Below are 19,581 nucleotides of genomic sequence, written 5' to 3'. Positions count from 1 at the left end.
CGAGGCGGTCACGCGCCCTCGCCTTCGCCCTCGCGCATCGGGATGCGGACGCCGCGCTCGGCGGCCACCTCGTCGGCGCGCTCGTAGCCCGCGTCGACATGCCGGATGACGCCCATGCCCGGGTCGTTGGTCAGCACCCGGCGGATCTTCTCGCCGGCCAGCGCCGTGCCGTCGGCGACGGTCACCTGGCCCGCGTGGATGGAGCGGCCCATGCCGACGCCGCCGCCGTGGTGCAGCGAGACCCAGGAGGCGCCGGAGGCGACGTTGACCATGGCGTTGAGCAGCGGCCAGTCGGCGATCGCGTCCGAGCCGTCCTTCATGGCCTCGGTCTCGCGGTACGGCGAGGCGACGGAGCCGCAGTCGAGGTGGTCGCGGCCGATGGCCAGCGGCGCCCGCAGCGTGCCGTCGGCGACCATCTCGTTGAACCGCTCGCCGGCCTTGTCCCGCTCGCCGTAGCCGAGCCAGCAGATCCGTGCGGGCAGGCCCTGGAAGTGGACCCGTTCCCCAGCCATCTTGATCCACCGGGCCAGTGACTCGTTCTCCGGGAACAGGTCGAGGATCGCCTTGTCGGTGGCCGCGATGTCCCGCGCGTCGCCGGACAGCGCCGCCCAGCGGAACGGCCCCTTGCCCTCGGCGAACAGCGGCCGGATGTAGGCGGGCACGAAGCCGGGGAAGGCGAAGGCGCGCTGGTATCCCGCGAGTTGGGCCTCGCCGCGGATGGAGTTGCCGTAGTCGAAGACCTCGGCACCGGCGTCCATGAAGCCGACCATCGCCTCGACGTGCTTGGCCATGGACTCGCGGGCGCGGATGGTGAAGCCGGCCGGGTCCTTGGCGGCGTAGTCGGCCATGTCGGCGAAGTCGATGCCGGTCGGCAGGTAGGACAGCGGGTCGTGGGCGCTGGTCTGGTCGGTGACGATGTCGATCGGCGCGCCCTCGGCGAGCATCTGCGGCAGCAGGTCCGCGGCGTTGCCGAGCAGTCCGATGGACAGCGGCTTGCGCTGGTCGCGGGCCTCGACGGCGAGCTGGAGCGCGTGCTGGAGGTTGTCCGCCCGCACGTCCAGGTAGCGGTGCTCGATCCGGCGCTCGATGGCGCGCGGGTCGCAGTCGATGCAGATCGCGACGCCGTCGTTCATGGTGACGGCGAGCGGCTGGGCGCCGCCCATGCCGCCGAGGCCGGCGGTGAGGGTGATCGTCCCGGCCAGCGTGTCGCCGAACTTCTTCGCCGCGACGGCGGCGAACGTCTCGTACGTGCCCTGCAGGATGCCCTGCGTCCCGATGTAGATCCAGGATCCGGCCGTCATCTGCCCGTACATGGTCAGGCCGAGGGCCTCCAGACGGCGGAACTCCTCCCAGTTGGCCCAGTCGCCCACGAGGTTGGAGTTGGCGATCAGTACGCGCGGCGCCCATTCGTGGGTCTGCATCACGCCGACCGGCCTGCCGGACTGGACGAGCATCGTCTCGTCCTGCTTGAGCGTGGTGAGGGTGCGCACCATCGCGTCGAAGGAGCGCCAGTCACGGGCGGCCTTGCCGGTGCCGCCGTAGACGACGAGCTGGTCCGGGTGTTCGGCCACCTCCGGATCGAGGTTGTTCTGCAGCATGCGCAGCGCGGCTTCCTGCTGCCATCCCCGAGCACTCAGCTCCGTACCGCGCGGCGCCCGCACGGGTCGCGGTCCCGACATGGGCCGTGCCTCCCTGACATCGAATGGATTGAGCTATTCACATAGTGGCCTTGCTGAATAGCGCTAGTCAACAGGGCGCGGCGAACCTCCCGCCGGGGGCGTCACGAACCGGCCGGCACTCCGCGGAGGCCCATCGCCCCGACGCGACCCAGGGCGGCCCGACACCGAAGTTTCGACTTGCCTGCTGGGAAAGTCTGCGATAACTTTCCTGCCAGGCAAGTAAAAGATCCAGGGCCCTGCCCGATGACTCAGGGCCTGGCAACGGGGGGACCGTCCGGCAACGGTCCGGAGCGCCTTGGGGAGGCGATGACCATGAGCACACAGGTCGATGCGGAACGGGCCTGGCAGGATCTGCAGCGCATCCGGGTACCACAGGAGCGGGTGTACGACGAGGTCGAAAGATGCGCGCAGGGCGACGCCAGATCGACGTACACCATCGCCGCGATCATGTGGATCTTCATCGCGAGCTGGGGACTCGACCTCCCCGACTGGGCCTTCTGGCTGGTGCTCGGCGCGTACGTCGCCCTGGTCAGCAGCCTCGGCGTGCTCCACAACCGCCGCAGCAGGCTGCAGCTGCACCGCTCGCGCCACAGCTGGCGCTCGCTCGCCACCTTCCTCGCGGGCGGGGCGGTGACCCTCGCGACGATCCTGCTCTCGGGCTTCGTCGTCGAGTCGCTGTCGCTGCCGCTCGGCAATGTCATCCAGGCCACCGTCTCGGCCGCCGCGTTCGTCCTGCTCGTCGGACCGGCCAACCGCTGGGCGGTCGGCGCGCTGCGCGACCACGGCGCGAGAGCCACCCATGAGGAAGTGAGCCGATGAGCACCCCGAGCGGCTTCGACGAACTGATCCACCCCTCCACCCGGCTGTCGGTGGTCGCGCTGCTCGCCGCCACGGAATGGGCCGACTTCCCCTTCATCCGCGACAGCCTCTCGCTCAGCGACTCCGCGCTCTCCAAGCAGCTGCACACGCTGGAGGAGGCCGGATATCTGGAGATCCGCAAGGAGGGCGGCGGCCGCAAACGCCGCACCAAGGTGCGGCTGACGAGCCGCGGCCGCAGCGCCTTCGAGGGCCATGTGGCCGCGCTCCGCGCGATCGTCGAGGGCGCGGGCCCCGCGACGGCACCCACACCTTCGACACCATCCGCCGCGGGCGAGGCCTCGGCCCCGCGGCGCCATCAGCACCACGTGGAGGCGGGCCGATGACGACGACCGAGCACCTGCCGGCAGGACCGGCACCGAGCGCTCCGCCGCCGACCGCCCAACCCGTCATCCAGGTGAGCGACTTGAGGATGTCGTACGGCGGCACCGACGTGCTGCACGGCGTCGATCTGGAGATCCACCGCGGCGAGATCTTCGCGCTGCTCGGCCCCAACGGCGCCGGCAAGACCACCACCGTGGAGATCCTGGAGGGCTTCCGGCAGCGCTCCGGCGGGCAGGTCGGCGTCCTGGGCACGGACCCGGCGCACGGCGACGACGCATGGCGGGGCCGGATCGGCCTCGTCCTGCAGTCCTGGCGCGATCACCGCCGCTGGCAGGTCGCCGAGCTGCTGACGCACTTCGCCTCGTACTACCCGCACCCGCGCGACCCGGCCGAACTGCTGGCCTCGGTGGGCCTCACGGAACAGGCCGGTCAGCAGGTCGAGCGGCTGTCCGGTGGCCAGCGCCGCCGGCTGGACGTGGCACTGGCCGTCGTCGGCCGTCCCGAACTCCTCTTCCTGGACGAGCCGACCACCGGCTTCGACCCGGAGGCGCGTCGCGACTTCCACGACCTGGTGGAGCGGCTCGCCCGCGACGAGGGCGTCACGATCCTGCTCACCACCCACGATCTGGCGGAGGCCGAGCGGCTGGCCGACCGGATAGCCATGCTGGTCAACGGCCGGATACGGGCCTGCGGCACCCCGCCGGAGCTGGCCCGGGGGGCCGCCGCCCAGGCCGAGGTCCGCTGGACGGCGCCCGACGGCACGGCCCGCCGCGAGCGCACCGAGGACCCGTCCCGGCTGGTGTGGGAGCTCCACCGCGACACCGGCGGACCGATCGCCGATCTGGAGGTCCGCCGCCCCACGCTGGAGGACACCTATCTGCACATGGTGCACCGCGACGATACGGCCGACGCCGGCGCCGCGGACGGGACTGCGGACGGGACCGCGGGCAGGACCGCGGGCAGGACCGCGGACGGGGAACCGCGGGCCGCATGAGCGGCTCGCGATCGACAGGGGGAGAGAAGAAGTGACAGCAGGACCGCACACGGCCGCCACCATCGAGCCGGCGGGCAGTGCCGACGGGACCGCCGGCAGGACCGCCACAGCCGGCGCCGGCCCGTCCGCCGCGAGCAACGGGCCAGGTGCCGGAACGCCCACCGGGGGAAGGCCCTCCGCTCGCCGCCGCTACTGGCGGGCCGGCCTCCTGCGCGGCGGGATCGAGCTGCGCCATCTCCTGCGCAACCCCAAGGAGATGACCGGCCATCTGGTCAACGTCGTCGTCGCGCTGGCGCTCGCCGGCTTCATCAGCGACGACGTGCCCGGTACGCGCATCCCGATGGCGCATCTGGCGCTCGCCGGCTTCGCCGCGTATCTGCTGTTCCAGATCGGGCTGGTCCAACTCCCGCAGATCCTGGTCACCGAGCGGGAGGAGGGCGCCCTGCTGCGGCTGCGCGCCACACCCGGCGGCATACCGGCCTACCTCGTCGCCAAGTCGCTGCTGGTGGTCGCCATGGCCCTCGGCACGCTGGTGGTCCTCCTGACGGCCGCCGCGCTGCTGGTGGACGGGCCGCTGCCGCACAGCGCCGGCGGCTGGCTGACGCTGCTGTGGGTCACCGCGCTGGGGCTGCTCGCCGTCGCACCGCTCGGCGCCGCCATAGGCGCCGTGCTGCCCAACCCTCGCGAGGCGCTCGCACTGATCATGCTGCCCGCGATGGGGCTGCTGGTCACCTCGGGCGCGATGTTCCCGATCACCTCGATGCCGGTGCTGGTCCAGAAGATCGCTTCGGTCTTCCCGCTCAAGTGGATGGCGCAGGGCCTGCGCTCGGCGCTCCTGCCGGACGCCGCACGCGCCGCGGAGCCGGCCGGCTCCTGGGAGCTGTCCACGGTCGCCCTCGTCCTGGCCGCCTGGGCGGTGCTGGGCTTCCTCCTCGCCGTACCGCTCCTGCGCCGTGCCGCCCGCCGCGAATCGGGCTCCCGCCTCAGCGAGCGCCACCGCAAGGCGAGCCTGAGCGGCGCCCGCCCCGCCTGACGGCGCGTCGCCCGCCGGCCGGGCACGGCGGGCGGGCACGGCGGGCGGGCACTGCGGGCGGGCACGGCGGGCGGGTACGTGGCCGTAAGTGTGGCCGCGCACCCCGCCGCAGGCTGGTATGTGATGGCATGCGGGCCCGGCCGATGATGGACTTGGGGTATGAGCTTCACTGACCGAGACCACGCCGTAGCGGCAGCCGTTGCGCGGGGCCTGGTGGGGGCGGACGAGCCCGTGGCCGGGCTCCTGGACGTGGGCGGGATTCGCCGGTCGGCGGCGGAACTCCGCGCCGCTTTCGCGGAGTTCACCGCGCCCGGCACTCCGGTCCTGCACGCGTTCGCGGTGAAGGCCGCCTCGCTCGTGCCCGTGCTGCGGCTGCTCGCGCAGGAAGGGCTCGGCTGCGAGGTGGCCAGCCCCGGTGAGCTGGCGCTGGCCCGCGCCGCGGGGGTACCGGCCGCGCGCACGGTCCTGGACTCGCCCGCCAAGACCCCCGCCGAGCTGCGCGAGGCGCTGGCCCTGGGGATCGCCGTCAACGCCGACAACCCCGAGGAACTGGCCCGTATCGACGGGCTGATGGCCGCGGCGCCGGGTACCGCCCCCATCGGCCTGCGGGTCAATCCCCAGATCGGCGGCGGCAGCATCGGGGCGATGAGCACCGCCACCGACACCTCGAAGTTCGGTGTCGCGCTGCGCGACGAGGGCGCCCGCGACTGGGTCGTCCGCGCCTTCCTCGCCCGCCCGTGGCTGACCCGGCTGCACGCCCACGTCGGCTCCCAGGGCATGCCGCTGGAGCTGATGGCGGCGGGCGTGCGGAGCCTGTACAAGCTCGCCGAGGAGATCAACGACCGGGCCGGCCGGCGCCAGGTCGACACCCTCGACATCGGTGGCGGCCTGCCGGTCAACTTCTCCTCGGACACCACCACCCCGACCTACCGCGAGTACGTCGCGCTGTTGCACTCGGCCGTCCCCGGGCTGCTGTCCGGCCGCTACGGCCTGGTCACCGAGTTCGGCCGGTCGCTGCTGGCCAAGCACGGCACGGTGCTCGCCCGTGTCGAGTACGCCAAGTCGGCGGGCGGCCGCCCCATCGCGGTCACCCACGCCGGCGCCCAGGTCGCCACCCGCACGGTCTTCGTGCCCGAGGCCTGGCCGCTCAGGGTCGCGGCGTACGACGGCGCGGGCCGCCCGAAGACGGGCGAGCCGGTCGCGCAGGACATCGCGGGGCCGTGCTGCTTCGCGGGCGACCTGGTCGCCGAGAACCGCCCGCTACCCCTGCTGGAGTCCGGCGACCACGCCGCCCTCCTGGACACCGGCGCGTACTACTTCTCCACCCACTTCGCCTACAACTCCCTGCCCCGCCCGGGGATCTACGGCTATGCGGCCGCCCCGGGCGGCACCGTACGGTTCGCGACCATCCGCGCCCCGCAGACGCTGGCGGAGCTCACGGCGGAGAGCGGCGGCGGGCACACGGAGGCGCTGCGCGACCTCGGGAGGCAGTAGGCGGCATCGGGGGAGCGAGCCACCTGGGGCCGCCCTTCCTCAGCGGCCGGCCCGCGCCGCCCCTGCCGCCCCGCCCCGTGCGCCTGCCGCCCGCGCGCCCCCGGCTCGGGCGTCGCCGGCCGCCGGCCCGGTCAGCGCGTACCCGCCGACCTCCTTGCCCGCGGCGCCGCCCCGCCGGGCGGATTCCGTCCGCACCCACAGCAGCGCGTCGTGCTCCCGCTCCCAGTGGCCCAGCCACGCCGCCTTGGCCCACAGCCCGAGCGCCGCCCCGGCCATCAGCAGACCGCCGGCCCCCGGCAGGGCGAACGACGAGCCGACCGCCACCAGGAAGGCCAGCAGCACCCACCAGCGGTGCGCCCGCCGCCAGACCCGGATGGTGACGGACCGGTCCTGCAGGATGACGGCCTTCTCCGCGCGCGACGCCCCGCGCGCCAGCGCCGCATACCGTCCGCGGCGCACCGCGAACACCCCGAACGCCGCGACCACGAACAGCCCCGCCCCCGCCAGCAGCCCGATCGTCCGCCCGGTCGGCCCCGGCACCAGCACGCCGATCCCCGCGGCCAGCAGCCCCGGCCACCACAACCAGCCGGCCGGCGCCCGCACCACCACCGCGACCCGCGCCAGCGCATACGCCCCGCGCCCCACGACAGACCTCCTCACCCAGAAGACCATCCGGCCGCCCCGCCGTGCCCGTACGCCGGCGAACGCTCCTCGCGTCGGCGCCGTGCCCGTAGCCCGGCACGCCCGGCGGCACACCGTTACCGGCGCGGGAGCGTAGCCGGGGCGGATGAGGATTTCCTGAGACGCAGCGCGGTGACCCGCGGCCCTGCGCCCGCCCCGGCCCTCACTCCACGAACAGCCCCCGCGCCGCCGCCTTCGCGTCGAACTCCTCCAGGCGGGCCTGGGCGTCCGGCAGGGCGTCGCACATCGCCTCCAGCAGGACCCGGCCCAGGAGCATGGGGGCACAGGCGGTGTCGAAGGCCAGGCCGGTGCCGACGGGGGCCGGCAGCAGCAGGTCGGTGTGGTGGGCGACCGGGGCGAAGGCGCTGTCGGCGACGGTGACGACGGTCAGACCGGCCTCGCGGGCGTAGGCGAGGGCGTCGAGGACCTCGCGGGGGTGACGGGGCAGGGCGAAGCAGAGCAGGGCGCTCGCGCCGGCGCGTACGGCGGCGTCGACGCGGTCGGTGAGCATGGTGCCGCCCTCGTCCAGCAGGCGGACGTCGGGGTGGACCTTGCGGGCGAAGTAGCTGAAGCCGGCGGCCTGGGCGGTGGCGGCACGCAGGCCGAGGACGGGCAGCGGGCGGGAGGCGGCGAACAGCCGGCCGGCCTCGATCACCGGCGACGGGTCGGCGAGCGCGGCGGCCAGCTGACGGAGGTTGTCGATCTCCGCCTCGACGGCCTGCTGGTACTCGTTGGCGGAGCCGTTGCCGCCGGGCTTGCCGGTGGGGGCGACCTCGCGCAGATGGCGGCGGAGCGCGGGATAGCCGTCGAAGCCGAGGGCGACGGCGAAGCGGGTGACCGACGGCTGGCTGACTCCGGCCAGCTCGGCCAGCTCGACGCTGGAGAGGAAGGGCGCGTCGGCGGCCCGGCGCACCATGCAGTGGGCGATCCGGCGCTGGGTGGGTGTCAGCCGGTGGCCCTCGAAGAGCTTCTGGAGGCGGGCGGCGGTGCCGGTGTCCGCGCCCTCGGCGGCGCCGGCCTCGCCGGGCCCCGCCTGCCCGGCCGGTGCCGCCCCGGCCGGTGCCCGCTCGGTCCTCGTGCCGGCCGGCCGGCTCCCGGCCACGCCGCCGGCGCCGCCGGCGTTGTCCCCGTCCCCGCTCATCGCCTCTTCTTCCCGGCCCGGTCGGGGGCCTTGTCCTGTGTCGACCGACTGTACGGAATTTCTTGCGCACACCGGGCCGCGGTACGCGTCGGGATCCGGCCGTGGTCGACCGCCGTCCCGGCGCACGGAGGCCCGGAGGGGCACTCCCCCGCGCCCGGATCGGCCCGACCCGCCCGGGGCCGCGCCCGGGTGCCTTTCACACCTGTGCCGGCGCGTCCGGCAGCCCCGTCACCACCGCCACGTCGTCCGTCAGCGGGCGGTCCTCCGTCCGGGGGTCGAGGGCGTCCGCCGCGAGAGCGTAGGCCGTGGCCAGGGGCAGTGCGGGGTCGGGTTCGGGGGAGCGCATGCGCACGGCGCGCAGGGCGGCCACCAGTTCACAGGCCAGGACCTGGCGGTCGTAGGTGCAGGCGCGCCGCGTCTGGCGGACGCCCAGGGAGGCGAAGCCGGCTCGTTCCTCGACGCCGCGGGCGGGTCGCCGATGGCGCCGGCGTGGCTGCGCAGCAGCCGGAGTCCGTGTGCGGCGAGGCGGCGGGCGGTGTCCCAGGATTCCCCGGCGCGGGCGAGGGCCTCGGGGGCGGGCGGGGCGGGGCGCGAGAGCGGCGATATCGGCGGTGCGCAGACCGGTGCCGTCGAGTGCGATACGCGTCCCGGCTCGTCGGCCGTTGTCCGGCATGCGGGAAGGCAAGGGCTCAACTCCCTCCTTACAGCGGCGCGGGCCCGGCGCGGGGACCGGCGGGGCCCTACGAGTCCGCCGCGGCCGGTGTCCGGTCCCCCGCGGGCGGGCCGGCGTAGCGCGGCGGCAGCCCGAACAGCGGGAAGAGCCGCTCGGTGTCGAGGAAGGACTGCAGGGCGGTGACCCGCCCGCCCTCCGTCTCGATGACCTGGATCGCCCAGGGCGAGCCGTCCGCGCGGTACTGGCCGAACGCCGGCCGGCCGTTCGCCTCGACCGGCACCAGGTGCGAGCCCTCGCAGCCGCACCCCGGGCCGAGCAGCCACTTCAGGATGTCCGCGCGGCCGCGCAGCCACAGCTCGTACGGCGGCATGGAGAGCGTGGAGTCCTCGTGCAGCAGGGCCGTCAGGGCGTCCATGTCGAAGCGTTCGAAGGCGTCGACGTAGCGCGTGAGCAGCGATCGCTGGGCGTCGTCCAGGGGGCGCGGCGGTGCATCGGCGGTCTCACCGGTGGCGGCGAGGGTGGCCCGGGCCCGCTGCAGCGCGCTGTTGACCGACGCGACCGAACTGCCCAGCAGCTCCGCGACCTCGGCCGCCGACCAGCTGAGCACCTCGCGCAGGATCAGCACCGCCCGCTGCCGGGGCGCCAGGCGCTGCAGCGCGGAGACGAACGCCAGCCGGATCGACTCCCGGGCGACGGCGGTATCGGCCGGGTCCCCGGCGGACGCCAGGACCCGCTGGTCCGGAACCGGACCGATCCAGGTGGCCTCGGGCAGCCCCGTCCCGATGGGGGTGTCCACGCTCGACGGGGAGGAGAGGTCCATCGGCCGGGCCCGGCGCTGACTGCCCTTGAGCAGGTCCAGGCAGACGTTGGTGGCGATCCGGTAGAGCCAGGACCGCAGCGACGACCGCCCCTCGAACCGGTCGTGGCCGCGCCAGGCCCGCACCATGGTCTCCTGCACGGCGTCCTCGGCCTCGAAGGCCGAGCCGAGCATCCGGTAGCAGTACCCGGTCAGCTCGGTACGGTGCGCCTCCAGGCGGTCCGCCAACTCCCCTTGCGGCACGACTCGTTCGCTGCGTCCACCGTCCGTCGGCGCCGCCGCCGATCCGTCCGCCGCCGTCGTGCCGCTCGCCGAGGACCGCTTCATCGAGGACCTGCCCATCCGCCCGCCGGCCGACCGCCGGCCGCCGCGCCCCGACGGTACCGGAGCGCCCGGCACCAGTCTGCTCCCCCGGCATGCCCCCCGCGAGCCGTGGGCGCTCCAGCGCTCCAGGGTGCCGCCATGGCCGATACCGCCGCCTCCACCCGCGAGACCTACGACGCCATCGCCGCCGACTACGCCCGGCGCTGGCGCGGTGCGCCGCCGCCGGTGGTGGCCGCCGCCGACCGCCTCGCGGGGCTGCTGCCGCCGGGCGCCCGGATCGCGGACGTCGGCTGCGGGCCCGGGCACCAGACGCGGCTGCTGCGCGACCGCGGCTTCCGGGTCGCCGGCTTCGACCTCTCCCGCGAGATGGTCGCCGCCGACGCGGTCCCCGGCCTCGTCCAGGCCGATATGCGCGCCCTCCCGCTCGCCGCGTCCGCCGTCGACGCGGTCTGGTGCGTGGCCGCCCTGCTGCACGTCCCGCGGCCCGAAGTCCCCGTGGCGCTGGGTGAGTTCGCCCGCGTCGTGCGGCCCGGCGGCCTGCTCGCCCTGAGTCTGGCCGAGGGCGACGACGAGGGCTGGGAGCCGGTGTCGTACGCGCCGGAGCTGCGGCGCTGGTACGTCGGGCACCGCCTCGCCCCGTTCACCGCGCTGCTGGCCGACGCGGGCTTCGAGGTGACCGGCCACACCCGTTGGAGCACCCACCGCGACTGGCTGATGCTGTACGCGCGACGGCGGTGAGGACCCGCGGCGGCCCGGCGGCGGGTCAGCCCCATCCGGCCACCGCCGTCGGCGCGGGCGCCTCCTTCTGCTTGGGACCGGAGCGCATCCCCCGCCGCACCGGCGCGACCGACGACGCGGTGTCGGTGCACGCCTACGCCGCCACTGTGGCGCCCGGGCCGGTACGACACCACCCAGGGCGGGCCGATGCGGCGGGTGCCGGTCTCGTACGCGGACGAGCCGCGGCGCCTGGACGGTCCGCCGGCCGCCGCCTGAGCGACGGCCGCCACCGCGCGTCAACCGACGTTCCGGTCCCGACTATTGACCTTCCATTCACAGCCACCGATCCTGCATGAACTCATACATGCGACAAGGCGAGGCGGCACTCATGGCAGGTGTGGTCGAACGGCGCTCGATCGACGTCGTCCCCGACGACGAACGGCACGGCAGCGCGGTCAGCCAGTTCACGCTCTGGCTGGGCGCCAATCTCCAGATCACCGCCGTCATCACCGGTGCGCTGGCCGTCGTCTTCGGGGCGAACGCCTTCTGGTCGCTGATCGGGCTGCTGCTCGGCAACCTCCTGGGCGGTGCGGTGATGGCGCTGCACTCGGCGCAGGGGCCACGGCTCGGACTGCCGCAGATGATCACCTCGCGGGCGCAGTTCGGCGTCCGCGGCGCGGTGGTGCCGCTCGCCCTGGTCATCGTGATGTACATCGGGTTCTTCGCCAGCGGCAGCGTGCTGGCCGGGCAGGCGGTCGGCGAGCTGACACACCTGGGCGAGACGCCCGGGATCGTGCTCTTCGCCGCGGTCACCGCCGTCGCCGCGGCCGTCGGCTACCGCCTCATCCACACCCTGGGCAAGATCGCCGGCCTGGTCTGCGCACTGACCTTCGTCTACCTCGGCGTCCGCCTGGCACAGCACGCCGACCTCGGCGCGCTCCTCGCCGACCACCGCTTCGAGCTGCCGGTCTTCCTGCTCGCGGTCTCCCTCTCGGCCTCCTGGCAGCTGGCGTTCGGCCCGTACGTCGCGGACTACTCGCGCTACCTGCCGCGGCACACCTCGGCGCGCGCCACGTTCTGGTGGACGCTGTCCGGCTCGGTGCTCGGCTCGCAGTGGTCGATGACGTTCGGCGCGCTGGCGGCCGCCGCGGCGCCGGCCGCGTTCGTCGGCCACGAGGTCGGCTACGTCGTCGGCCTGGGCGGCACCGGACTGGTCGCCTCGTTCCTCTTCTTCGTCATCGCCCTCGGCAAACTCACCATCAACATCCTCAACACCTACGGCGGCTTCATGTCGCTGGTCACCAGCGTCAGCGGCTTCCGCGGGCAGCGCACGCTGACGCCGCGCGGACGCTCCGCTTACATCGCCGGGATCATGGTGGCCGGCACCGCCGTCGCCCTCCTGGGCAAGGACTCCTTCCTGACGTCCTTCAAGGACTTCCTGCTCTTCCTGCTGGCCTTCTTCACCCCCTGGTCGGCGATCAACCTCGTCGACTACTACCTGATCTCCAAGGAGCGCTACGACATCCCGGCGCTCAGCGACCCCACCGGCCGCTACGGCGCCTGGAACGTCCGGGCACTCGCCGTCTACGCCCTCGGCGTGCTGGTCCAACTCCCGTTCCTGGCCACGCACTTCTACACCGGGCCCCTGGTGGCCCGGCTCGGCGGCGCCGACGTCTCCTGGCTGGTCGGACTCGCCGTACCAGCCGTCGCCTACTGGCTGGCCGCCCGCCGCGACATCGCGCGCATCCCGGACGCGGCAGCGGACCACGGGCGCAAGGCCCCGGCCGGATCGGGGGGTTAGCCCTACCGCCCCGCGCGCCCGAGGTCCGTAACCTCACCGGTATGGCGACACACGACCCCGATCTGCGCAAGGAACTCGACGCGACCCTCCAGACCCGCAAGGAGCTGGGGCCGGGGTACGAGTCGGAGCTGGTGGAGTCCTTCCTGGAGAAGCTGGACGAGAGCGTGGAGCGACGGGTGCGGCGGCAGCTCGCCGAGCGGCAGCTGCACGTGGCGCGCGGCGCCCGGCCGCCGCATGCCGCGCAGAGCCGGCACAGCGACTTCTGGGAGCGCTTCGGGGTCGCCGCCCTCTCGCTGGTGCTGGCCGTCCCGCTCTCCGCGATAGCCGTCAGCGGCGCGGAACTGCCGGGCCTGCTGGTGTGCTGGGCCGGTATCGCCGCCGTCAACGCCGTGCACAGCGTGGGCATCCGCCGGCTGCTGCGACGGCGCGACGAGCGCCGGGACGGGGAGTGGGGCTGACCCTCGCTCAGGAGCCCTCCCGCCGGCCGTTGCGGAAGGAGTGGTGGAGTGTGTACCGCTTGAAGTCCGGGCCGTCGCCGGCGGCCGCCTCATGCGCGGCGGCGTCGGTCCACTCGGTGACGACGATCGCGCGCTCGCCGTCCGCCGTCAGGTGAAGGTGCCCGGCGAGCAGGCCCGGTGCCGCCCTGACGACGCCCTCCGCCTCACCCGCCGCCGTCGCGGTGACCACGAAGACACCGGGCCGGCGCTCCGCGTCGTGCACCACGCTGCGGTCCAGGCGGGTCCGGTGGAGCCCCGGCCGCTCGATACCGGGCACCAGCGCGTCCACCCGGCCGACCACCGCGGAGCGGCGGGCGCGGGCCCACGCCAGGTGTTCCTCGTCGCTGGCCCACTGGGCGTAGTGGAGCAGACCGGTGCCGTCCGTGGAGAGGAACACGTGCTGGGCGAGGAGCGCGGAGGGCGGCTCGGCTGCCGCCCACTCGTCGATCATGGCGTCGGTGGCCGCGCGCGCACGCTCGGCGGTGCCCGTGAGCCACTCGCTGATCAGCGCCGTACCGGCGCGGGGGTGGACGAGATCCAGAAAGTGCGTCATGAGCGCCGACCCTCGTACGTCAACCGCACTTGAGGTCAAGCGGGGAAGTGTTGCGGGGACCGCCGCACCCCGGCCGGAGCCGGGGGCGGGACGACGGCGGTCCCCGCAAGGGACGCGATCCGGGTCAGGGCCGGTCGTCGCATCCGGGCGGCGATCGTGGAGGTCCGGGAGCCGCTCCGGAGGTCCGTATCGCCGTGCACATCAATGTGCCTGACGAGTGTTAAGCCCGTGCTGCCAGCACATGACGCATACGTACACCTTGCGGCGTCGGCCCGTTTCCTGACGGCAACTTGACGCCGCGACGGCCGCGCGGACCGGCGGCGGCCGCCCCGAAGAGCGACCGCACCGGCCGCCGCTACTTACCGGCCTCGCGCGCCAGGTAGGCCAGCAGGTCCTGCCGGCTCACCACGCCCTTCGGCTTGCCCTCGACCAGGACGATCGCCGCATCCGCGCTCTCGAGGACCGCCATCAGGTCGGAGACCGACTCGCCGGAGCCGACCTGCGGCAGCGGCGGGCACATGTGCTTCTCCAACGGGTCGGTCAGCGAGGCCCGTTGGGTGAACAGGGCGTCCAGCAGCTCGCGCTCGACGACGGAGCCGACGACCTCGGCGGCCATGACGTCGGGGTGCCCGGCGCCCGGCTTGACGATCGGCATCTGCGAGACGCCGTACTCGCGCAGCACCTCGATCGCCTCGCCGACGGTCTCCTCGGGGTGCATGTGCACCAGCGAGGGCAGCGCGCCCTCCTTGTGCTGGAGCACCTCGCCGACCCGGGCCGCGGTGCCGCCCTCCTCCAGGAAGCCGTAGTCGGCCATCCACTCATCGTTGAAGATCTTGGACAGATAGCCCCGGCCGCTGTCCGGCAGCAGCACGACCACCACGTCGTCCGGACCGAGCTTCGAGGCGACCTCCAGCGCGGCCACCACGGCCATCCCGCAGGAGCCGCCGACCAGCAGGCCCTCCTCCTTGGCCAGCCGCCGGGTCATCTGGAAGGCGTCCTTGTCCGAGACCGCCACGATCTCGTCGGCGACCGTACGGTCGTAGGCGGTCGGCCAGAAGTCCTCGCCGACCCCCTCGATCAGGTACGGGCGCCCGGAGCCGCCGCTGTAGACCGAGCCCTCCGGGTCGGCGCCGACGACCCTGACCCGGCCCTCGCTGGCGTCCTTCAGATAGCGGCCGGTGCCGCTGATCGTGCCGCCGGTGCCCACACCCGCCACGAAGTGGGTGATCCGCCCGTCCGTCTGCTCCCACAGCTCCGGACCGGTGGTCTCGTAGTGCGAGCGCGGGTTGTTCGGGTTGCTGTACTGGTCGGGCTTCCAGGCCCCGGGCGTCTCGCGCACCAGGCGGTCCGAGACGTTGTAGTACGAGTCCGGGTGCTCGGGGTCGACGGCCGTGGGGCAGACGACCACCTCGGCGCCGTAGGCCCGCAGCACGTTGATCTTGTCCGTGGACACCTTGTCCGGGCAGACGAAGATGCACTTGTAGCCCTTTTGCTGGGCCACGATCGCCAGGCCCACGCCGGTGTTGCCGGAGGTCGGCTCCACGATGGTGCCGCCCGGCTGCAGCTCACCCGACTGCTCGGCGGCCTCGATCATCCGCACGGCGATCCGGTCCTTGACCGATCCTCCGGGGTTGAAGTACTCGACCTTGGCCAGGACGGTGGCCTGGATGCCCTTGGTCACGCTGTTGAGCCGCACGAGCGGGGTGTTGCCGACGAGCTCAATCATCGAATCGTAAAACTGCACGGTGGTCTCCGCGGTCGGGGGCACGCTCTCCTGCGCCCGTCCCGCCAGCCTATTGCCCGGGTGGGTTGGCCGGCGGATGCGTTGCGTTCCGTACAGGAACGGGCAACACCCTGTTGTAGGAGTTCTTGACGGTTCAAGAGCGCGTCCGGCCCTGGCGCCGTGGCGCGCCCGCGCTGCACGGGGAGGTGCCCGGCCGATGCCGATGACGATGTCCAGGGCGAGGGTGGCCCGGCGGATCGCGACCGCCGCCGCATTCGGCGGGGGCGGGATCGGCCTGCTCGGCGTCGCCGCCGTCGGGGTGCTGCTGACCGAGGTGCGGCTGGCCCGCCGTACGGTCGGCGGCTCCAGCGACATCCCGCCCTGCGCCGACGGCCGCTACGGCGCCGCCTTCGGCCACCGCACCGATGCCCCGCCGCTGCGGCTCGGCTTCCTCGGCGACTCCACCGCCGCCGGCCAGGGCGTGCACCGCGCCTCCCAGACGCCCGGCGCGCTGCTCGCCTCGGGCCTGGCCGCCGTCGCCGAACTGCCCGTCGAATTCCGCAATGTGGCGCTGCCCGGCGCGCAGTCGGACGATCTGCCGCGCCAAGTGGAGCTGATGCTGGCGGACGGCACCGAGGCCCCGGACGTCTGCGTCATCATGATCGGCGCCAACGACGTCACCCACCGGATGCCGCCCGCGCAGTCCGTACGCCACCTGTCCGAGGCGGTGCGCGGGCTCCACGCGGCGGGCTGCGAGGTGGTGGTGGGCACCTGCCCTGATCTGGGCACCATCGAGCCGGTCTACCAGCCGCTGCGCTGGGTGGCCCGGCGGCTCTCCCGGCAGCTCGCGGCCGCCCAGACCATCGGTGTGATCGAGAGCGGTGGGCGGACGGTCTCGCTGGGCGATCTGCTCGGGCCCGAGTTCGAGGCGCACCCCCGGGAGCTGTTCGGGCCGGACAACTACCACCCGTCGGCGGAGGGCTACGCCACCGCCGCGATGGCGGTCCTGCCGACGCTGTGCGCCGCGCTGGGCCTGTGGCCGGAGGAGGAGCGGCCGGAGCCCGCCCGCGGCGAGGGCCTGCTGCCGGTCGAGCAGGCGGCCGCCGAGGCGGCTTCCGAGGGCGGTACGGAGGTCACCGCCTCCCGTGCGCCGTGGGCGCTGCTCAAGCACCGGCGGCGCCGCCAGCTGCCGGAACCCGAGCCCACCGACCCCTCGTCGATCACGGGCTGACGCTCCCCGCTGCGGGCGGCGGGGAGGGAGCCGTACGGGAATACCCGGGGCTCCCTCCCCGTTCCCATAAGCGCTCGCTTAGAAAAGAGGCCCGCATCACAGCGCCCACCCCGTGACCTCAGCAGTACGCACAGGTAACTTCCCTCACAGTCCAGCACTCTTCCCGCCCGTCGCCCGACCACCGCCCCTCAACGAGGCTCCCCCAGACTTCGTCCGGGGGACCCCAGCGCGCCGGGCCTTTCCTTTGGAGCCGTGTGATGCCCGAAGCCGTGATCGTCTCAGCCGCCCGCTCCCCGATCGGCCGCGCCTTCAAGGGCTCGCTCAAGGACCTGCGCCCGGACGACCTGACCGCGAAGATCATCGAGGCCGCCCTGGCCAAGGTCCCCGAGCTCGACCCCACCGACATCGACGACCTGATGCTCGGCTGCGGCCTCCCCGGTGGCGAGCAGGGCCACAACCTCGGCCGCATCGTGGCCGTCCAGATGGGGATGGACCACCTCCCGGGCTGCACCGTCACCCGTTACTGTTCCTCCTCGCTGCAGACGACCCGGATGGCGCTGCACGCCATCAAGGCCGGCGAGGGCGACGTCTTCATCTCGGCCGGCGTCGAGACGGTCTCGCGCAGCGTCAAGGGCAGCTCCGACGGCCTGCCCGACACCCACAACCCGCTCTTCGCCGACGCCGAGGCCCGCACCGCGGCGCGCGCCGAGCAGGAGGGCGCCGACTGGCACGACCCGCGCGAGGACGGCCTGATCCCGGACGCGTACATCGCGATGGGCCAGACCGCGGAGAACCTCGCCCGCCTCAAGGGCGTCACCCGCCAGGACATGGACGAGTTCGGCGTACGGTCCCAGAACCTCGCCGAGCAGGCGATCAAGAACGGCTTCTGGGAGCGGGAGATCACCCCGGTCACGCTGCCCGACGGCACGGTCGTCTCCAAGGACGACGGCCCGCGCGCCGGCGTCACCGTCGAGGGCGTCTCCGGTCTGAAGCCGGTGTTCCGCCCCGACGGCCTGGTGACCGCCGGCAACTGCTGCCCGCTCAACGACGGCGCCGCGGCGCTGGTCATCATGTCCGACACCAAGGCGCGGGAGCTGGGCCTGACCCCGCTGGCCCGGGTCGTGTCCACCGGCGTCTCCGGCCTCTCCCCCGAGATCATGGGCTACGGCCCGGTGGAAGCCAGCAAGCAGGCCCTCCAGCGCGCCGGCCTGTCGATCTCCGACATCGACCTGGTCGAGATCAACGAGGCGTTCGCCGCCCAGGTGATCCCGTCCTACCGGGACTTGGGCATCGACCTGGACCGGCTGAACGTCAACGGCGGCGCGATCGCCGTCGGCCACCCCTTCGGCATGACCGGCGCCCGCATCACCACCACCCTCATCAACTCCCTCCAGTGGCACGACAAGCAGTTCGGCCTGGAGACGATGTGCGTGGGCGGCGGCCAGGGCATGGCGATGGTGATCGAGCGGCTGAGCTGAGCTGCGGCGGAGGGTGGAGCGGCTGAGCCGACGGCTCGGCCGCCCGCCCACGGGGTGTGCGCGGACGAACGGACCAACTCCCGCCCCGCGCACACCCTTCGCTGCCGCACGGACACGGGCGGCGACGCGGCGTGAGCCGTGTCACGTGTTAACAAGATCGCGACCCAATCTCCCCCAGGATTGTGACCAACGCCCTGGGGGATCGGCGTTCTTGCAGGTCAGCATGGGGTGACCGGTGCCCATGAGGCCCACCGCCCCCAGCATTTCCGGACATAGTGCACCGGGTGCGGTCGCCGACCCCCGGCAGGCTGATGTAGGAAGTCGGAGAACATTCTGTTAACGGGAGTACGCCGGTGATCTCGCGGTCACCAGGAGTCGTCCCGTGAGCGAGCGCGTCAAGGGGGGCACCCCGGCCGAGGGCCGGGGGAAGTCCGTGTACCGAGGCGCGGCCCGTGCCGAGCGGGTCGCCGAGCGAAGTGGGGAGGACGCATGAGCGAGCGCCGCGGGCGAATCACCGAACGCTGCGCGTCTCGCGCATGCGGGACCGAGCGAAGAGAGGTTTCGGCATGAGCGTCACCACCCTCGTCCTGCTAGTGGCCGCGGCCGTCGCCGTGGCACTGGGCGCCGCCGCCCTGCGCACGGCCCGTGCGCTGCGCGGCCAGATCGCCGAGCTGCACGCCGAGCTCGTCACCGCCCGGCAGGACGCCGTCGCCTGTGCCCGGGCCGCGGATGCGGCACCGGCGGCCACCGCGACGGTCCCGGCCGCCCGTGCCACCCCGGCCGCCGAGACCCCGCTCGCGGACATACGCGCCGCCGTCGCCGACGCGCTGGCCGAGGAGCGGGAGCGCGAGCTGGCCGAGGCGCGCGCCTTCTGGGCCGCGCAGGAGGCCAGGGACGCCGCCGACGCCCCGTCGCTGCTGGGCGGTCTGTCCGGCCTCGGCGACGAGGGCCCGCTGGACGCCCGCGCCGATCAGCGCGAGCTGCCCGAGCGGCCGGAGTTCGACCGGCTCGACACCCAGCCGTTCCTGCCCCGCCAGGCGGACTTCGCCGGCATCGAGCCGCTGCTGGGTCCGGACGCCCTGGAGTCCGTGGAGGCGCTCGAAGCCCTCGACGCGCCGGAGTTGGAGCCCGTCGAGGAGGCCGAGTCCGCCGAGCTGGCCGCCGCCCGCCGGCGCCACCCCTCGCACCCCGACTTCTCGCCGCACCCGGTGATCAGCGATCACGAGCGCACCGTCGCGCGCCTGGAGGAGCTGGCCCAGCAGGGCACCCCGGTCGCCGACGTCCGCCCCGGCCCGCTGGGCACCCTGGACGTCTATGTCTTCGCCGACGGCACCACGCTCTGCCTGACCCCCGGGCAGCGCGAGGCCGCCGAGCGCGTCGCCGGCGCGCTGCACTCCGGGCGCGCGCCGGTGCTGCTGGGCGGCTCGGGGATCTCCGGCGCGTACGCACTGACCTTCTCCTGGGGCGAGAGCCGCGAGGAGAGCGTCTACATCCTCGCCGACCGCGTCATCGCCTCGCTCTGACCGGGCGCGGCGGCGCCGCCGG

General features: G+C 73.8%; 18 protein-coding genes. 11 read left to right on the top strand and 7 right to left on the bottom strand.

Annotated elements, in window-relative coordinates; genetic code table 11:
• Positions 1–8: 8 nt before the first annotated feature.
• On the bottom strand, positions 9–1,679 hold the full coding sequence (gene hutU / locus AC0680_RS31605; RefSeq protein WP_478635558.1) for a urocanate hydratase: 1,671 nt from the start codon (positions 1,677–1,679) through the stop codon (positions 9–11).
• Positions 1,680–1,991: 312 nt separating this feature from the next.
• On the opposite strand from hutU, the gene AC0680_RS31600 reads away from it, so the two are divergent.
• The 5 genes from AC0680_RS31600 to AC0680_RS31580 all read left to right on the top strand — a co-directional run bounded on the left by AC0680_RS31600 (position 1,992) and on the right by AC0680_RS31580 (position 6,400).
• Positions 1,992–2,498 carry a hypothetical protein gene (locus AC0680_RS31600; protein WP_478635557.1) on the top strand — a complete coding sequence of 169 codons (507 nt, stop codon included), beginning with the start codon at positions 1,992–1,994 and terminating at the stop codon, positions 2,496–2,498.
• Positions 2,495–2,881, top strand: a complete 387-nt coding sequence (locus tag AC0680_RS31595) for a transcriptional regulator (RefSeq protein ID WP_478635554.1) — start codon at positions 2,495–2,497, stop codon at positions 2,879–2,881. Before AC0680_RS31600 ends, AC0680_RS31595 begins: the two co-directional genes overlap by 4 nt.
• Positions 2,878–3,873 (top strand): ABC transporter ATP-binding protein, encoded by a 996-nt coding sequence (locus AC0680_RS31590; RefSeq protein WP_478635551.1) that lies wholly within the window; start codon positions 2,878–2,880, stop codon positions 3,871–3,873. Before AC0680_RS31595 ends, AC0680_RS31590 begins: the two co-directional genes overlap by 4 nt.
• Before the next feature lie 208 nt (positions 3,874–4,081).
• The gene (locus AC0680_RS31585) at positions 4,082–4,906 is read left to right on the top strand and encodes an ABC transporter permease (RefSeq protein ID WP_478635644.1); all 825 of its coding nucleotides are present in this window, start codon (positions 4,082–4,084) and stop codon (positions 4,904–4,906) included.
• 159 nt (positions 4,907–5,065) lie between these two features.
• Positions 5,066–6,400, top strand: a complete 1,335-nt coding sequence (locus AC0680_RS31580) for a type III PLP-dependent enzyme domain-containing protein (protein WP_478635548.1) — start codon at positions 5,066–5,068, stop codon at positions 6,398–6,400.
• A 39-nt stretch (positions 6,401–6,439) separates the two neighbouring features.
• Here AC0680_RS31580 and AC0680_RS31575 read toward each other — a convergent pair whose 3' ends face one another.
• From AC0680_RS31575 to AC0680_RS31560, 4 genes are all read right to left on the bottom strand, one after another.
• Positions 6,440–7,045 carry a hypothetical protein gene (locus tag AC0680_RS31575; protein WP_478635545.1) on the bottom strand — a complete coding sequence of 202 codons (606 nt, stop codon included), beginning with the start codon at positions 7,043–7,045 and terminating at the stop codon, positions 6,440–6,442.
• A 199-nt stretch (positions 7,046–7,244) separates the two neighbouring features.
• Complete coding sequence (locus AC0680_RS31570; RefSeq protein ID WP_478635542.1) at positions 7,245–8,222, bottom strand: MurR/RpiR family transcriptional regulator; 978 nt, start codon at positions 8,220–8,222, stop codon at positions 7,245–7,247.
• A gap of 196 nt (positions 8,223–8,418) precedes the next feature.
• Positions 8,419–8,907, bottom strand: a complete 489-nt coding sequence (locus AC0680_RS31565) for a hypothetical protein (protein ID WP_478635539.1) — start codon at positions 8,905–8,907, stop codon at positions 8,419–8,421.
• Positions 8,908–8,962: 55 nt separating this feature from the next.
• Complete coding sequence (locus AC0680_RS31560) at positions 8,963–10,039, bottom strand: sigma-70 family RNA polymerase sigma factor (protein ID WP_478635537.1); 1,077 nt, start codon at positions 10,037–10,039, stop codon at positions 8,963–8,965.
• A gap of 135 nt (positions 10,040–10,174) precedes the next feature.
• Between AC0680_RS31560 and AC0680_RS31555 the strand changes: the two genes are divergently transcribed.
• The 3 genes from AC0680_RS31555 (at position 10,175) to AC0680_RS31545 (ending at position 13,012) form a co-directional block, all read left to right on the top strand.
• The gene (locus tag AC0680_RS31555; protein ID WP_478635534.1) at positions 10,175–10,774 is read left to right on the top strand and encodes a class I SAM-dependent methyltransferase; all 600 of its coding nucleotides are present in this window, start codon (positions 10,175–10,177) and stop codon (positions 10,772–10,774) included.
• Positions 10,775–11,141: 367 nt separating this feature from the next.
• Positions 11,142–12,554 carry a purine-cytosine permease family protein gene (locus tag AC0680_RS31550; protein ID WP_478635531.1) on the top strand — a complete coding sequence of 471 codons (1,413 nt, stop codon included), beginning with the start codon at positions 11,142–11,144 and terminating at the stop codon, positions 12,552–12,554.
• Between the two features lie 41 nt (positions 12,555–12,595).
• Positions 12,596–13,012, top strand: a complete 417-nt coding sequence (locus AC0680_RS31545) for a hypothetical protein (protein ID WP_478635529.1) — start codon at positions 12,596–12,598, stop codon at positions 13,010–13,012.
• A gap of 7 nt (positions 13,013–13,019) precedes the next feature.
• On the opposite strand, the gene AC0680_RS31540 is transcribed toward AC0680_RS31545, so the two are convergent.
• On the bottom strand, positions 13,020–13,604 hold the full coding sequence (locus AC0680_RS31540; RefSeq protein ID WP_478635528.1) for an antibiotic biosynthesis monooxygenase: 585 nt from the start codon (positions 13,602–13,604) through the stop codon (positions 13,020–13,022).
• A 355-nt stretch (positions 13,605–13,959) separates the two neighbouring features.
• Positions 13,960–15,348, bottom strand: a complete 1,389-nt coding sequence (locus AC0680_RS31535; protein ID WP_478635525.1) for a cystathionine beta-synthase — start codon at positions 15,346–15,348, stop codon at positions 13,960–13,962.
• A gap of 196 nt (positions 15,349–15,544) precedes the next feature.
• Between AC0680_RS31535 and AC0680_RS31530 the strand changes: the two genes are divergently transcribed.
• The 3 genes from AC0680_RS31530 to AC0680_RS31520 all read left to right on the top strand — a co-directional run bounded on the left by AC0680_RS31530 (position 15,545) and on the right by AC0680_RS31520 (position 19,559).
• Positions 15,545–16,558 carry an SGNH/GDSL hydrolase family protein gene (locus AC0680_RS31530; RefSeq protein ID WP_478635523.1) on the top strand — a complete coding sequence of 338 codons (1,014 nt, stop codon included), beginning with the start codon at positions 15,545–15,547 and terminating at the stop codon, positions 16,556–16,558.
• 257 nt (positions 16,559–16,815) lie between these two features.
• On the top strand, positions 16,816–18,036 hold the full coding sequence (locus tag AC0680_RS31525; RefSeq protein WP_478635520.1) for an acetyl-CoA C-acetyltransferase: 1,221 nt from the start codon (positions 16,816–16,818) through the stop codon (positions 18,034–18,036).
• 566 nt (positions 18,037–18,602) lie between these two features.
• The gene (locus AC0680_RS31520; protein ID WP_478635518.1) at positions 18,603–19,559 is read left to right on the top strand and encodes a hypothetical protein; all 957 of its coding nucleotides are present in this window, start codon (positions 18,603–18,605) and stop codon (positions 19,557–19,559) included.
• The last annotated feature ends 22 nt before the right edge of the window (positions 19,560–19,581 follow it).

It is taken from the genome of Streptomyces sp. NPDC043738 (assembly GCF_056436545.1).
The sequence above is the reverse complement of the archived record's forward strand: the minus strand, read 5'-3'. Positions and strand labels throughout refer to the sequence as shown.

Excerpts from the sequence above, each read along its gene's own strand:
- AC0680_RS31525 (WP_478635520.1), top strand. The coding sequence starts at position 16,816 with ATGCCCGAAGCCGTGATCGTCTCAGCCGCCCGCTCCCCGATCGGCCGC.
- AC0680_RS31540 (WP_478635528.1), bottom strand. The coding sequence starts at position 13,604 with ATGACGCACTTTCTGGATCTCGTCCACCCCCGCGCCGGTACGGCGCTG.
- AC0680_RS31580 (WP_478635548.1), top strand. The coding sequence starts at position 5,066 with ATGAGCTTCACTGACCGAGACCACGCCGTAGCGGCAGCCGTTGCGCGG.
- hutU (WP_478635558.1), bottom strand. The coding sequence starts at position 1,679 with ATGTCGGGACCGCGACCCGTGCGGGCGCCGCGCGGTACGGAGCTGAGT.
- AC0680_RS31520 (WP_478635518.1), top strand. The coding sequence starts at position 18,603 with ATGAGCGTCACCACCCTCGTCCTGCTAGTGGCCGCGGCCGTCGCCGTG.
- AC0680_RS31545 (WP_478635529.1), top strand. The coding sequence starts at position 12,596 with ATGGCGACACACGACCCCGATCTGCGCAAGGAACTCGACGCGACCCTC.
- AC0680_RS31530 (WP_478635523.1), top strand. The coding sequence starts at position 15,545 with ATGCCGATGACGATGTCCAGGGCGAGGGTGGCCCGGCGGATCGCGACC.
- AC0680_RS31600 (WP_478635557.1), top strand. The coding sequence starts at position 1,992 with ATGAGCACACAGGTCGATGCGGAACGGGCCTGGCAGGATCTGCAGCGC.
- AC0680_RS31550 (WP_478635531.1), top strand. The coding sequence starts at position 11,142 with ATGGCAGGTGTGGTCGAACGGCGCTCGATCGACGTCGTCCCCGACGAC.
- AC0680_RS31595 (WP_478635554.1), top strand. The coding sequence starts at position 2,495 with ATGAGCACCCCGAGCGGCTTCGACGAACTGATCCACCCCTCCACCCGG.
- AC0680_RS31570 (WP_478635542.1), bottom strand. The coding sequence starts at position 8,222 with ATGAGCGGGGACGGGGACAACGCCGGCGGCGCCGGCGGCGTGGCCGGG.
- AC0680_RS31560 (WP_478635537.1), bottom strand. The coding sequence starts at position 10,039 with ATGAAGCGGTCCTCGGCGAGCGGCACGACGGCGGCGGACGGATCGGCG.
- AC0680_RS31555 (WP_478635534.1), top strand. The coding sequence starts at position 10,175 with ATGGCCGATACCGCCGCCTCCACCCGCGAGACCTACGACGCCATCGCC.
- AC0680_RS31590 (WP_478635551.1), top strand. The coding sequence starts at position 2,878 with ATGACGACGACCGAGCACCTGCCGGCAGGACCGGCACCGAGCGCTCCG.